The organism is Pseudomonas sp. FSL R10-0056 (assembly GCF_009600105.1).
GTDB classification, from domain to species: Bacteria; Pseudomonadota; Gammaproteobacteria; order Pseudomonadales; family Pseudomonadaceae; genus Aquipseudomonas; species Aquipseudomonas bubulae.
In genome coordinates, this window is sequence record NZ_WIWL01000067.1 from 74269 (window position 1) to 88822 (window position 14554).

At 58.8% G+C, this 14554-nt stretch carries 11 protein-coding genes and 1 pseudogene; 11 read left to right on the forward strand and 1 reads right to left on the reverse strand.

Features of this window, described 5'->3' with window-relative positions:
- Positions 1-113: 113 nt before the first annotated feature.
- The 3 genes from GHO42_RS03740 to GHO42_RS03750 all read left to right on the forward strand — a co-directional run bounded on the left by GHO42_RS03740 (position 114) and on the right by GHO42_RS03750 (position 3891).
- Positions 114-2711, forward strand: a complete 2598-nt coding sequence (locus tag GHO42_RS03740; protein ID WP_095001379.1) for a TonB-dependent receptor — start codon at positions 114-116, stop codon at positions 2709-2711.
- A gap of 112 nt (positions 2712-2823) precedes the next feature.
- Positions 2824-3432 carry a biliverdin-producing heme oxygenase gene (locus tag GHO42_RS03745; protein ID WP_095001378.1) on the forward strand — a complete coding sequence of 203 codons (609 nt, stop codon included), beginning with the start codon at positions 2824-2826 and terminating at the stop codon, positions 3430-3432.
- Positions 3433-3489: 57 nt separating this feature from the next.
- On the forward strand, positions 3490-3891 hold the full coding sequence (locus GHO42_RS03750; protein WP_095001397.1) for a YbaN family protein: 402 nt from the start codon (positions 3490-3492) through the stop codon (positions 3889-3891).
- A gap of 171 nt (positions 3892-4062) precedes the next feature.
- On the opposite strand, the gene arcD (GHO42_RS03755) is transcribed toward GHO42_RS03750, so the two are convergent.
- Positions 4063-5490, reverse strand: a complete 1428-nt coding sequence (gene arcD / locus GHO42_RS03755) for an arginine-ornithine antiporter (RefSeq protein WP_095001377.1) — start codon at positions 5488-5490, stop codon at positions 4063-4065.
- A 454-nt stretch (positions 5491-5944) separates the two neighbouring features.
- Between arcD (GHO42_RS03755) and arcD (GHO42_RS03760) the strand changes: the two genes are divergently transcribed.
- The 8 genes and pseudogenes from arcD (GHO42_RS03760) to GHO42_RS03795 form a co-directional block, all read left to right on the forward strand.
- Complete coding sequence (gene arcD / locus GHO42_RS03760) at positions 5945-7372, forward strand: arginine-ornithine antiporter (RefSeq protein ID WP_029611554.1); 1428 nt, start codon at positions 5945-5947, stop codon at positions 7370-7372.
- A gap of 33 nt (positions 7373-7405) precedes the next feature.
- Positions 7406-8662: an arginine deiminase gene (gene arcA / locus GHO42_RS03765; RefSeq protein WP_088377977.1), complete on the forward strand. Its 1257-nt coding sequence runs from the start codon at positions 7406-7408 to the stop codon at positions 8660-8662.
- Positions 8663-8740: 78 nt separating this feature from the next.
- Entirely contained in the window at positions 8741-9751 is a 1011-nt protein-coding gene (locus GHO42_RS03770; protein ID WP_095001376.1) for an ornithine carbamoyltransferase, read from the forward strand.
- Between the two features lie 124 nt (positions 9752-9875).
- Positions 9876-10805, forward strand: coding sequence for a carbamate kinase (gene arcC, locus GHO42_RS03775; RefSeq protein WP_095001375.1), 930 nt, complete (start codon positions 9876-9878; stop codon positions 10803-10805).
- Positions 10806-10859: 54 nt separating this feature from the next.
- A complete protein-coding gene (locus GHO42_RS03780; RefSeq protein WP_016782057.1) occupies positions 10860-11219 on the forward strand; it encodes a DUF5064 family protein in 360 nt (119 codons plus the stop codon).
- 184 nt (positions 11220-11403) lie between these two features.
- Positions 11404-12912 carry a sigma-54-dependent transcriptional regulator gene (locus GHO42_RS03785; RefSeq protein ID WP_095019742.1) on the forward strand — a complete coding sequence of 503 codons (1509 nt, stop codon included), beginning with the start codon at positions 11404-11406 and terminating at the stop codon, positions 12910-12912.
- Between the two features lie 464 nt (positions 12913-13376).
- Positions 13377-13760 carry a glycine cleavage system protein GcvH gene (gcvH, locus tag GHO42_RS03790; protein ID WP_133144258.1) on the forward strand — a complete coding sequence of 128 codons (384 nt, stop codon included), beginning with the start codon at positions 13377-13379 and terminating at the stop codon, positions 13758-13760.
- A gap of 10 nt (positions 13761-13770) precedes the next feature.
- Positions 13771-14554: pseudogene (locus GHO42_RS03795) on the forward strand (glycine dehydrogenase (aminomethyl-transferring)); the annotation flags it as partial.

Below are 14554 nucleotides of genomic sequence, written 5' to 3' on the forward strand. Positions count from 1 at the left end.
GGTTTTTTTACTCGATAGCCTAAGGTCATACGTCTCGTTGTAGTCAATGCAACTGATTCGCATTTTGAGTCAGCTTCGCAACTATAAGATTCGTTCACCACGGAGCGCTATCAATGCCCACTCGTTTCAACAGCCGGTCCTCATCCAACGCCCGCAAGGGTGGTTTGCAGCAGTGCACGTTGTCGTTGTTGACCGCCGCCATGCTTTTGGCCGGTGTGCAGGCGGCTCCAGCCCTGGCGGCGACCGATGAGCAGCCGGCGACCCGCTCCGTGGGCAATTACAAGTTTGCGATCTCCCAGCAGCCATTGGCCTCCGCGCTTAACGATTTCAGCACGGTGACCGGCTGGCAGGTCGGCCTGCCGGCAGAGCTGGCGCAGAATGTGTCCTCGCCCGGCGTGCGCGGTTCACTCACCCCGGAAAAAGCCCTGGAGCGCCTGTTGATCGGCACCAACCTGGGCTACCGCAAGCTGGCCAGCAACAATATCGTGCTGGAAAAGCGCAGCAGCTCCACCGGCACCCTGGCCCTGCAACAAGTCACCATCAGCGCCACTCGCCAGGAGCAGGACGTGAACTCGGTGCCCAGCACAATTACCGTCCATGACCGCCAGGATATGGACCGCGATAACGTCAATACCATCAAGGACCTGGTGCGCTATGAGCCGGGTGTCTCGGTAGGCGGCGCCGGCCAGCGTGGCGGCATCAGCAACTACAACATCCGCGGTATCGACGGCGACCGGATCCTGACCCAGGTGGACGGCGTCGAGATCCCCAACTCGTTCTTCAACGGCCCGTACGCCAAGACCCAGCGCAACTACGTCGACCCGGAAATCATCAAGCGCGTCGAAATCCTCCGTGGCCCGGCGTCGGTACTTTATGGCAGCAACGCCATTGGCGGTGCCGTCAGCTACTTCACCCTCGACCCCAATGACATCATCAAGCCGGGCCAGGATGTTGGCGCCCGCCTCAAGGCCGGCTACAGCTCGGCCGATCGCAGTTGGTTGAAATCCGGCACCGTCGCCGGCCGCTCGGGCGACTTCGACGGCTTGTTGCACCTGAGCCAGCGCGACGGTCACGAAACCGAATCCTACGGTGACCACGGCGGCACCGGGCTGTCCCGTACCGCGGCCAACCCTGAAGATACCAAAACCACCAACGTACTGGCCAAGCTGGGCTGGAACTACAACGATGACGACCGTCTTGGCTTCACTTATGAGAAGTACAAGGACCGCCTCGACATCAATGAAAAAAGCGCGGTCGGCGGACCGTTCAACAACGGCCAGCCGCTGGGCATGTACCTGTCGCGTAACGGCAAGGACACCATCAGCCGCGAGCGTTTCGGCCTGGAAAACAGCATGGCGCTGGATACCGCCGTGGCTGACCACTTCAAGTGGAGCCTGAACTACCAGATCGCCAAAACCGACCAGAACACCCTGGAAGACTACTTCCCCTACAGCCGTCATGTGATGCGTTCGCGCAACACCACCTACGAAGAAAAAACCTGGGTACTGGACGCCCAGGCAGATAAAGCCTTCCATATTGCTGACACCGATCACCTGCTGACCTACGGTGCCACTATCAAGCACCAGAAAGTCACCGGTTCGCGCAGTGGCTCGGGCACCTGCCTGGCAGTAGGCAATGGTTGCACCGCCGTGGGCGCCGACAGCCCGAAAGATTACCTGGTCAAATCCAGCGACTTCCCGGACCCGACCATCAACACCTACAGCCTGTTCGCCCAGGACCAGATCAGCTGGAATGACTGGACCTTCATGCCCGGCCTGCGCTACGACTACACCAAGCTGACGCCGCATATCACCCAGGAATTCCTCAACACCGTCAACAGCGACCAGAAAGGCACCGTAAGCGATGCAGACAAGGTCTGGCACCGCCTGTCGCCAAAACTGGGCGTCACTTACGCATTCAACGACAACTACACCTGGTACGGCCAGTACGCCGAAGGCTTCCGCACCCCGACCGCCAAAGCGTTGTACGGTCGATTTGACAACCTGCAGGCAGGCTACTCGGTAGAGCCGAACCCGGATCTGGAACCGGAAAAAAGCAAAAGCTACGAGACCGGCCTGCGCGGCAACTTTGACGCTGGCTCATTCGACGTGGCGGTGTTCTATAACAAGTACCGCGACTTCATTAACGAAGATGCCATCACCCCCGGCTACGACGACCTCAAGTTCCAGGCCAACAACATCAAGCACGCCACCATCAAGGGTGCCGAGGTCAAAGGCCGCCTGAACCTGGACGCTTTCGGCGCGCCACAGGGCCTCTATACCCGTGGTTCCGTGGCATATGCCCACGGTCGCAACGAAGACACCGGCCAGCCGATCAACAGCGTCAACCCGCTGACCGCCGTGATGGGCCTGGGCTACGAGCAGCAGAACTATGGCGCTCTGGTGAGCTGGACCCTGGTCAAGAGCAAGGATCAGGTCGACGACACCAGCTACTTCGCCCCCGATGGCACCAGCAAGCAGTTCAAGTCGCCTGGCTATGGTGTGCTCGACCTGACCGGTTTCTACAAGGTCACCAAGGACGTCACCGTCAATGCCGGCCTGTACAACCTGACCGACAAGAAATACTGGAACTGGGATGACGTGCGCGGCTACGACAGCGTGGGTGAGGCCGGCGTGCTGAACCCGGCCAATATGGAGCGACTGACCGCGCCGGGCCGCAACTTCTCGATCAATCTGGTCTGGGATATCTGATCAGCCACGCTCACTGCGCAGAATTCTGCTCTGCGCAGTGAGGATTTTTTACTGTGATGCGTCTTCCTGATCGTCTAGTTACAAAGCGCATCTCATTCTCAAGGATTTTTTCATGACCACTGCTGATTCCGCATCACGTCCGGCCTTGCGTTCCCAACGTCTGAACCAGATCACCAACGAGCCGCATCAAAAGCTCGACGCTTTGGTCAAGGCGCACAAGCCATTTGATGACGTGGCCAGCTTCGCCCGCTTTGTCGTCGCCCAGTACCTGTTCCAGTCGGAGCTCAAGGCGCTGTACACCGACCCGGCCCTGAAAGAAATCGTCCCTGACCTGCCAGAGCGCTGCCGCGCCGAGCAAGCCAAGGCCGACCTGGCCGACCTCAACACCGAAGTGCCTGCCCCGGTTGCCGGCGCGGTCAACTCGCCAAGCAAGGCTGAAGCACTGGGCTGGATCTTCGTTTCCGAAGGCTCCAAGCTGGGCGCTGCATTCCTGATCAAGCGTGCTGTGGGCCTGGGCCTGAGCGACAGCTTCGGCGCCCGCCACCTGGGCGAGCCTGCCGGTGGCCGTGCCGAAGGCTGGAAAAGCTTTATCCGCACCCTCGACGGCCTGGAACTGACGGCTGAAGAAGAAGCCGACCTCGACAAAGGTGCAGTAGCGGCCTTTGAGCGTTTTACCGTATTACTGGAACACGCCTACGCTGCTCAGCCAGAACTGGCTTAAGCTGACAGGCCCGACCAGCGCACGCTGGTCGGGTGTCCTTTTATGCGTCCTGAGCTTATGACCCGCCAAACCCGATCCACGTCGAAAATCGCCCGAATCCTGTTCGGCTTGCTGGCCTATGTGAGCCTGGGCATTGGCCTGATTGCGATTGTGATTCCTGGCCTGCCGACCACCGAATTTATTTTGCTCGCCGCCTGGGCCGCGACCAAAAGCTCCCCGCGCTTGAGTGCCTGGCTGGAAAACCACCGGTTGTTTGGTCCGATCCTGAGCAACTGGCGCAACGGCAAGATCATCAAGCGCAACGCCAAAATCAGCGCCACTGTCAGCATGTTGTTGTGCGCAGGGCTGATGCTGTATGTGCTGGATCACAACTGGCCGGTGTTTCTGGCGATAGCCGGCATGAGCATGGGCAATCTGTGGATCTGGTCGCGACCGGAGCGCTTGCCAAGCCCTTCGTAGCAGCTGACGAGCGGAGCACTCATAAGGCTTTTTACAGGAACTGGCCCCCCTCGGAATTTATGAGCGCCGCACACCTGTGGGAGCTGGCTTGCCTGCGATACTGACACCCCGGTGTATCAGGCAAACGGCGGCGATGCCATCGCGAGCAAGCCCGCTCCCACAAATCGCCACTTACAACGCCAACGCCCCGCTATACAGCGCATAAGCTGCCGCCAGTGCGGTTATCACCACCATCGCGAATATCACCTTCTCCCAGGGCTTGAACAGCAGCTCACCCTGCTCGCGCTTGGCCTTGGCGAAAAAGAACACCCCCGGTGCATACAGCAACGCCGAGAGCAGCAGGTATTTGGGCCCCGCCGCATATAACAGCCACATCGCATAAATCAGCGCCACCGCCCCTACCAGCAGGTCCTTGACCCTCCGCCGCCCCGCCCGCTCGTAAGTCTCGCCCCTCACGCACAGCAGCACCGCGTAAGCTGCCGACCACAGGTAAGGCACCAGGATCATCGATGACGCCAGATAGATAAGACTGGTGTAAGTACCGGCGGACACCAGGGTGATCACCAGGAAAATCTGGATCATCGAGTTGGTCAGCCACAGGGCATTGACCGGCACATGGTTGGCGTTTTCCTTTTTCAGGAACGCCGGCATGGTGTTGTCCCGGGCTGTGGCATAGAGGATCTCGGCGCACAGCAACGCCCACGACAGCAGCGCCCCCAGCAGCGAGATCGCCAGCCCGATACTGATCAGTATCGCACCCCACTCTCCCACCACATGCTTGAGCACCCCGGCCATCGACGGGTTTTGCAGACTGGCCAGTTCCGGCTGGCTCATGATCCCCAGCGACAGCACGTTCACTAGCACCAGCAGGGCCAGCACGCCGAGAAAGCCAATAACCGTAGCCTTGCCCACATCCGAACGTTTCTCGGCACGGCCCGAGTAGACACTGGCACCTTCAATACCGATAAACACGAAAACCGTCACCAGCATCATGTTGCGCACCTGATCCATCACGCTGCCCAGGCTGGGTGTTTGTGTGCCCCAAAAATCCCGGGTGAAAATATCGGCCTTGAACGCCACGGCGGTGAGCACGATAAACATCACAATGGGGACGATTTTGGCCACGGTGGTCAGCTGGTTGATAAACGCCGCTTCCTTGATCCCGCGCAGCACCAGGAAATGCACCCCCCACAGCAGCAACGATGCGCAACCTATGGCGATCGGCGTGTTGCCCTGGCCAAACACCGGGAAAAAATAGCCCAGGGTGCTGAACAGCAATACGAAGTAACCGACGTTGCCCATCCAGGCGCTGATCCAGTAGCCCCAGGCTGACGAGAAACCCATGTAGTCGCCAAACCCGGCCTTGGCGTAGGCATACACCCCCGAATCCAGCTGCGGCTTGCGATTGGCCAGGGTCTGGAACACAAAGGCCAGCGCCAGCATGCCCACTGCCGTGATTGCCCAGCCGATCAACACGGCACCACCGGCAGCATGCTCGGCGATATTTTGTGGCAACGAAAAAATCCCGCCTCCAATCATCGAGCCGACAACCAACGCGATCAGGGCGTTGAGCCTAAGCTTTTGCGTCTGTTGCGACATCGTCACCTCGCTGTACTACTTGGTTAAAACTTATGAATATCAGGCTACAGACGTTCACTGACTAAATATATGCAGTGCCCAAACGTTTAATAGATCCCCGCAATAAGCCGTGCTTCCCTGATAACCATTGCGCCTATTGAAACCTAAAAAACCGTTCATATATAGATGACGATTTAATTTCATGGAGGGGTTCATGAAACTTGAAGATGACATTTGCAAATCTGGAAATACTGGCTAGCTTCAATCCCCACGACACCGTGGGTAACGAACGTATTAATACCTGAAAACATCTCTGGAGTAAGGCTTTCAGGAAGCGTCATAAAAATGCGTGATCGCGACCTTCCCCGCTCTATCAACAATGGAATGTAGTAATGCCCTGATCTATGTCAAACGGCTTGAATATCAATGGACTTAACTTTGAAGCCTCACTTCTCCTAGATTGGAGTCACTACAAATGTCTGATACTCCTGGAAAACTGCGACTGGGTGCGTTGGTTGCTCTGGTAGTCGGCTCAATGATTGGCGGCGGGATTTTTTCGCTGCCTCAAAACATGGCCGCCAGCGCTGATGTCGGCGCAATCCTGATCGGTTGGGCAATTACCGCTGTCGGTATGTTGACCCTCGCTTTTGTGTTCCAGACCCTCGCCAATCGCAAACCTGACCTTGACGGCGGCGTGTATGCCTACGCCAAGGCAGGCTTCGGCGATTACATGGGTTTCTCGTCAGCCTGGGGCTACTGGATCAGCGCCTGGCTGGGTAACGTCGGCTACTTCGTGTTGCTGTTCAGCACCCTGGGTTACTTCTTCCCGATCTTCGGCGAAGGCAATACCCCCGCCGCCATCATCGGCGCCTCGATCCTGCTCTGGGCCGTGCATTTCCTGGTACTGCGCGGCATCAAGGAAGCAGCGTTCATCAACCTGGTAACCACCGTTGCCAAGGTCGTACCGCTGGTTCTGTTTATCCTGATTGCCCTCTTCGCGTTCAAACTGGACATCTTTACCAGTGACATCTGGGGCGTAAAAAACCCGGACCTGGGCAGCGTGATGGATCAGGTGCGCAACATGATGCTGGTCACCGTTTGGGTGTTCATCGGTATCGAAGGCGCAAGCATCTTCTCTTCCCGTGCCGAAAAACGTTCGGACGTGGGTCGGGCCACCGTGATCGGCTTTATCACCGTGCTGCTGTTGCTGGTACTGGTGAACGTGCTGTCGCTGGGCATCATGACTCAGCCTGAACTGGCAAAACTGCAAAACCCTTCGATGGCGGCCGTGCTTGAGCATGTGGTCGGTCACTGGGGTGCAGTACTGATCAGCGTCGGCTTGATCATCTCCCTGCTGGGTGCCCTGCTCTCCTGGGTACTGCTGTGCGCAGAGATCATGTTCTCGGCGGCCAAGGACCACACCATGCCGGCCTTCCTGAAAAAGGAAAACGCCAACCATGTACCGGTCAACGCCCTGTGGCTGACCAACGCCATGGTGCAACTGTTCCTGATCATCACCCTGTTCTCGGCCAGTACTTATCTGTCGCTGATCTACTTGGCGACCTCGATGATCCTGGTGCCTTACCTCTGGTCTGCAGCCTACGGCTTCCTGCTGGCGGTACGTGCCGAGACTTACGAGAACGCCCTGGCAGAACGCAAGAAAGATCTGATCATCGGCGGTATCGCGCTGATCTACGCGATCTGGCTGATCTATGCCGGCGGCCTCAAGTACCTGCTGTTGTCGGCCCTGCTCTATGCACCTGGCGCCATTCTGTTCGCCAAGGCCAAGCGTGAAAGCGGCCAGCCCGTGTTCACCAACATCGAGAAAGTGATTTTTGCCGCAGTAGTGATCGGCGCCCTGGTGGCTGCCTATGGTCTCTACGACGGTTTCCTGACCCTGTAACAACCTGTTTGTGTACTTTGGAGGATGACTGTAATGACCACGGAAAAAGTGAAATACGGCGTGCATTCCGAAGCCGGTAAGCTGCATAAGGTTATGGTGTGTTCCCCAGGCCTGGCTCACCAGCGCCTGACCCCAAGCAACTGCGATGAATTGCTGTTCGATGACGTACTGTGGGTCAACCAGGCCAAGCGTGACCACTTCGACTTCGTCACCAAAATGCGCGACCGCGGCATTGATGTGCTGGAAATGCACAACCTGCTGACCGATATCGTTGCCATCCCGGAAGCCCTGGACTGGATTCTGGACCACAAAGTGACCCCCAATCAGGTGGGTGTGGGCCTGGTCAACGAAGTCAAATCCTGGCTTAAAAGCCTTGAGCCACGCCAAATTGCCGAGTACCTGATCGGCGGCGTGTCGGCAGACGATCTGCCAGACAGCTTTGGTGGCAAGACCATCCAGATGTTCCGTGACTTCCTCGGTCACACCAGCTTTATCCTGCCACCGCTGCCCAACACCCAGTTCACCCGTGACACCACTTGCTGGATCTACGGTGGCGTGACGCTGAACCCTATGTACTGGCCGGCGCGTCGTCAGGAAACCCTGCTGACCACCGCGATCTACAAGTTCCACCCTGAGTTCACCAACGCCGATTTCCAGATCTGGTACGGCGACCCGACAGTCGACCATGGCAACGCCAGCCTTGAAGGCGGCGACGTGATGCCAATCGGCAACGGCGTAGTCCTGATCGGTATGGGCGAGCGCACGTCACGTCAGGCCATTGGCCAACTGGCACAAAACCTGTTCAAGAACGGCGCTGTAGAACGAGTGATCGTTGCCGGTATGCCCAAGTCCCGCGCGGCAATGCACCTGGACACCGTGTTCAGCTTCTGCGACCGCGACCTGGTAACCATCTTCCCTGAAGTCGTGAACCAGATCGTTGCGTTCTCGGTGTACCCGGACGACAAGAAACAAGGCGGCGTGGACGTACGACGCGAAGAAGGCCACTTCCTCGACGTAGTGGCCAAGGCCCTGGGCGTGAAAAAACTGCGTGTGGTCGAAACCGGCGGCAACTCGTTCGCAGCAGAACGCGAGCAGTGGGATGACGGTAACAACGTGGTGGCCCTGGAGCCTGGCGTGGTGATCGGTTACGACCGCAACACCTACACCAACACCCTGCTGCGCAAGGCTGGCGTTGAAGTCATCACCATCAGCGCCTCCGAACTGGGCCGCGGCCGTGGCGGCGGTCACTGCATGACCTGCCCGATCGTGCGTGACCCTGTCGACTATTAATCTACCCATTTGATTGCTTGCCCCGGCCCCAACACGGGGCCGGTGCAAGCCGGTTAACCCGAAACCAAGGAGATCACCATGGCTTTTAACATGAAAAACCGCAGCCTTCTGAGCCTGATGCACCACACTCCACGTGAGTTGCATTTCCTGCTCGATCTGTCCCGCGATCTCAAGCGCGCCAAGTACACCGGTACTGAAGAGCCGCACTTGAAAGGCAAAAACATCGCCCTGATCTTCGAAAAAACGTCGACCCGCACCCGTTGCGCATTTGAAGTGGCAGCCCACGACCAGGGCGCGCACGTTACCTACATCGACCCGGTTTCTTCGCAGATCGGTCACAAAGAAAGCATGAAAGACACCGCCCGCGTTCTGGGCCGCATGTTTGACGCCATCGAATACCGTGGCTTTGAACAGGCTGTTGTCGAAGAGCTGGCCAAGTACGCAGGCGTGCCGGTGTTCAACGGCCTGACCGCTGAGTTCCACCCGACGCAAATGATCGCCGACGTGCTGACCATGCGCGAACACAGCGACAAGCCGCTGCACAACATCAGCTACGCGTACCTGGGCGACGCCCGCAACAACATGGGTAACTCGCTGCTGCTGATCGGTGCCAAACTGGGCATGGACGTGCGTATTGCCGCACCAAAAAGCCTGTGGCCGGAAGAGTCGTTCGTTAAACAGTGCCAGGAATTCGCCAAGGAAAGCGGTGCCAAAATCACCCTGACCGAAGACCCTAAAGCTGCCGTCAAAGGCGTGGACTTTATCCACACCGACGTCTGGGTATCGATGGGCGAGCCGGTTGAAGCCTGGAACGACCGTATCAAGCTGCTGCTGCCTTACCAGGTCAACAGCGACATGATCAAGGCGGCAGAAAACCCACGCGTGAAGTTCATGCACTGTCTGCCTGCGTTCCACAACTGTGAAACCAAGGTCGGCAAAGACGTGGCCGAGCACCATCCAAACCTGAAAAACGGCATTGAAGTGACCGAGGAAGTGTTCGAGTCCCCTGTCAACATCGCCTTTGAGCAAGCTGAAAACCGCATGCACACCATCAAGGCGATTTTGGTCGCGGCATTGGCTGATATCTAAGCCTGGCTCACAGTCGTTATGTGAATGCATAACGACTGTGGGAGCGAGCCTGCTCGCGAACGAGCTTCGCGAGCAGGCTCGCTCCCACACAAGGCGCTCTCATATTTCTAAAAGGACATCTTCTATGCGTATCGTCGTTGCACTGGGCGGTAACGCCCTCTTGCGTCGCGGCCAGCCCATGACCGCCGAGAACCAGCGCGAAAACATCCAGACCGCTACCGCCCAGATTGCCCGCATTGCCCATGGCAACGAGCTGGTAGTGGCCCACGGTAACGGTCCGCAAGTCGGCCTGCTGTCCCTGCAAGCCGCCGCCTACACTGCAGTCGCCCCTTACCCGCTGGACGTGCTCGGTGCTGAAACCGAAGGCATGATCGGCTACATGATCGAGCAGGAACTGGGCAACCTGCTGCCACAGGAGGCCGCGTTTGCCACCCTGCTGACTCAGGTTGAAGTCGACCCCAAGGACCCCGCGTTCCAGAAGCCGACCAAGCCGATCGGCCCGGTCTACACCGAAAGCGAAGCCAAGAGCCTGGCCGCCGAAAAAGGCTGGAGCATTGCTCCGGACGGCGACAAGTTCCGTCGCGTAGTGCCTAGCCCGAAACCCAAACGCATCTTCGAAATTCGCCCGATCAAGTGGCTGCTGGAAAAAGGCACCATCGTGATCTGTGCGGGCGGCGGCGGCATTCCCACCATGTACGGCGAAGACGGCAAGCTGCGCGGCATCGAAGCGGTGATCGACAAGGACCTGGCGTCCTCGCTGCTGGCCCAGCAACTGGACAGCGACCTGCTGGTGATCGCCACTGACGTGAATGCGGCCTTTATCGACTGGGGCAAGCCAACCCAGAAGGGCATTGCTCAGGCCCACCCGGACGAGCTGGAAAAACTCGGCTTTGCCTCGGGCTCCATGGGCCCTAAAGTGGAAGCGGCCTGCGAGTTTGCCCGCAAAACCGGCAAGACTGCCGTGATCGGCGCACTGGCGGATATCGAAGCAATCGTTCAAGGTAAGGCCGGTACTCGGGTCAGCACCGAAAAACCGGGTATCACCTACTTCTGAACCTCGGGGCAGGCCCCGGGGCCTGCCCTTTCCCATAGCCTCAAGGAGTACCCTATGGCCTCGTTCGAACCCGGTCACCTGCATATCCACCGCGAACCGCTGCAACCGAGCGACTTTGGGTATGACATCAAGATCGATTACCAGGTCGTTCAGGATCCCAAGGAAGGCAAGTCGATGCAGTTCGACATGCACGGCCAGATCAACCAGAAGGAGTTCAAGGAGTCCTTCACACTGCCCAAGGACATGGCCTACAACTTTGCCCATGACGCTTTCCAGATTGCCGTGAAGCACGGCATTCCCAAAACCGCCGACATCCGCTCGATGCACGGTTACTACGACAAGATGTTCGCCGACGTGATGGCCCAGCTCAACCACAAGCCGGGCGACCCGATCAAGCTCGACCATCTGGACTGATTCAGCCACTGGCTGAGGGCTGCATTTTTGTGGGAGCGGGCTTGCTCGCGATGCAGGCAACACGGTTTAACGACTAGACCGCGCTGATGCCATCGCGAGCAAGCCCGCTCCCACGGAATTTCACCTATCCCCCCCGCCAAGGCATACTGGCCGTCCCTGCTGGCCAGAAGTGTTTGCCGTTCCCATGCGTATCCATGTCAGTTTTATCGACCGAGTTGGCATCACCCAGGAAGTCCTGGCATTGCTGGGCGGGCGCAACCTCAATCTGGATGCGGTGGAAATGGTTCCGCCCAACGTTTACATCGACGCCCCGACCCTCAGCCCGCAAGTGCTCGACGAGCTGCGCGAGGCCCTGTTTGGTGTCCGCGGTGTGCAAACGGTAACGGTGGTCGATATCCTTCCCGGCCAGCGCCGTCACCTGCAACTGGACGCCTTGCTCGCCGCCATGACCGACCCGGTACTGGCGCTCGACAGCGAAGGCCATGTGCTGCTGGCCAACCCGGCGCTGGTTGCACTGTACGGCCACGAGCCGACCGGCGAAAGTATCGGCCAACTGTTCAGCGACCCCGGGCTGCTCGACGTGCTGCTGGAAAACGGCTTTCGCCTGCCACTGCGCGAAGTCACGCTTAACGGCCATCCGCTGATGCTCGACGCTACGCCGATCACCGATGCCGGCGCCCTGCTCACCCTGTACCAGCCAAGCCGCATCGGCGAGCGCCTGGCAGCCCTGCATCACGATCACGCAGAAGGCTTTGACGCCCTGCTCGGCGACTCACCTGCCATCCGCACGCTGAAAGCCCGGGCGCAGCGCGTAGCGGCCCTGGACGCGCCCTTGCTGATCCAGGGGGAGACCGGCACCGGCAAAGAACTGGTGGCCCGCGCCTGCCATGCCATCAGCGATCGGTTTGGCGCACCGTTCCTGGCCCTGAACTGCGCTGCGCTCCCGGAGAACCTGGCTGAAAGCGAACTGTTCGGCTATGCCCCCGGCGCTTTTACCGGCGCCCAGCGTGGCGGCAAGCCGGGGCTGATGGAACTGGCCAACAACGGCACGGTATTTCTCGACGAAATCGCCGAAATGTCACCCTACCTGCAAGCCAAGCTGCTGCGCTTTCTCAACGACGGCAGCTTTCGCCGGGTGGGCGGCGAACGCGAGGTCAAGGTCAATGTGCGCATCCTCAGCGCCACGCACCGCAACCTCGAAAAAATGGTCAACGAAGGCAGCTTTCGCGAAGACCTGTTCTACCGTCTGAACGTGCTCAATATCGAAGTGCCCCCCCTGCGTGAGCGTGGCCAGGATATTTTGTTGCTGGCACGCGCGTTCATGCAGCAGGCCTGTACCCAGATCCAGCGTCCGGCGTGTCGCCTGGCACCCGGTACCTACCCGGCCCTGCTGGGCAACCGCTGGCCCGGCAACGTACGCCAGTTGCAGAACGTGATTTTTCGCGCAGCGGCCATCTGCGAGGGTTCGCTGGTGGACATTGGCGACCTGGATATCGCCGGCACCTCGGTGGCACGCCAAAACGACAGCGAGATCGAGACCCTCGAGCACGCTGTCGAAACATTCGAGAAGGCGCTGCTGGAGAAGCTCTACGTCAGTTACCCCTCCACCCGCCAACTGGCCAGCCGCCTGCAAACCAGTCACACCGCCATCGCCCATCGACTGCGCAAATACGGCATCCCGGGCAAGGCCTGACGGACACAGAGCCCTGTAGATACTCTGTTGCCTGTCAACCCTCCCTGTGGGAGCGAGCCTGCTCGCGAAAGTCGTTCGCGAGCAGGCTCGCTCCCACAGTTAAAATTCCCTTCAGACCTTGCAGCTGCCGAAGGCTGAGTTCGGCAGCCGCCACAGAGTTTGTGCTCCCGCTCATTGGCAACCCAAGCCTTGTATCGAATTCAATCCACCGGAACGAATTCGATACACACCCTCTCTACCCATGCCACGCAAGGCTTTGATCCCCTTGGATTTTTTTATGGCCTTCAGGCTGTATCGAATTCGCTACAGTCTTGCTCTTCGAATACCTCTTTTAAAATCTTAACTCATTGATAAATAAGGATATTTTTAAACTGGCAACCATCTTGCAGAGAACTCCTCATAAGCTCGACCTGCACGAGCATTTACCTGTGACCACCAGACCTGTCTGGCCTTGAGGAGTTTCCATGAGCGAATTGCGTTTTACTGAAGACCACGAATGGCTGCGCGCCGAAGCTGACGGCAGCGTAACCGTGGGGATTACCGCGTTTGCGCAAAACGCTCTGGGTGACGTGGTGTTTGTGCAATTGCCCGAGCTGCAGGCCTACGACAAGGGCGCCGAAGCCGCGACTGTCGAGTCGGTCAAGGCGGCCAGCGGCGTGTATATGCCCCTGGACGGCGAAGTGATCGCAGTCAACCCGGCGCTCGACAGCAGCCCGGAACTGGTCAACGAAGACCCGCTGGGCGAAGGCTGGTTCTTCCGCTTCAAGCCCGCCGACGCCAACGCTGTTGGCCAACTGCTCGATCAGGACGCCTATGACCGCCTGCTCAAAGCCCAAGACGACAACTGAGAGCCCAGCCATGACCATCAATCTCAGCACCGCCAATGAATTTATCGCGCGCCATATCGGCCCGCGTCAGGCCGATGAACAGGCCATGCTCGCCACCCTGGGCTTTGATTCCCTTGAAGGTCTCAGCGCCAGCGTGATCCCGGAAAGCATCAAGGGCACCAGCGTGCTCAACTTGCCGGCCGGGCAAAGTGAAGCCGACGCCCTGGCCTCGATCAAGGCCATTGCGACCAAAAACCAACTATGCAAAACCTATATCGGCCAAGGCTATTACAACTGCCACACGCCTTCGCCGATCCTGCGCAATCTGCTGGAAAACCCGGCCTGGTACACCGCCTACACACCGTACCAGCCAGAAATTTCCCAGGGCCGTCTCGAAGCGCTGCTCAACTTCCAGACCCTGATCAGCGACCTTAGCGGCCTGCCGATTGCCAACGCTTCGCTGCTCGACGAAGCCACCGCTGCTGCAGAAGCCATGACCTTCTGCAAACGCCTGAGCAAGAACAAAACCAGCCACCGCTTTTTCGCCTCCAGCCACTGCCACCCGCAAACCCTCGACGTGCTGCGCACCCGTGCCGAGCCGCTGGGCATTGAAGTGTTTGTGGCCGACGAGCGCGAACTGACTGACGTGACAGCCTTCTTCGGCGCGTTGCTGCAATACCCGGCCAGCAACGGCGATGTATTCGACTATCGCGAACTGGTCGAGCGTTTCCACGCCGCCAACGCCCTGGTGGCTGTTGCCGCCGACCTGCTGGCGCTGACCCTGCTGACCCCGCCGGGCGAGTTCGGCGCGGACG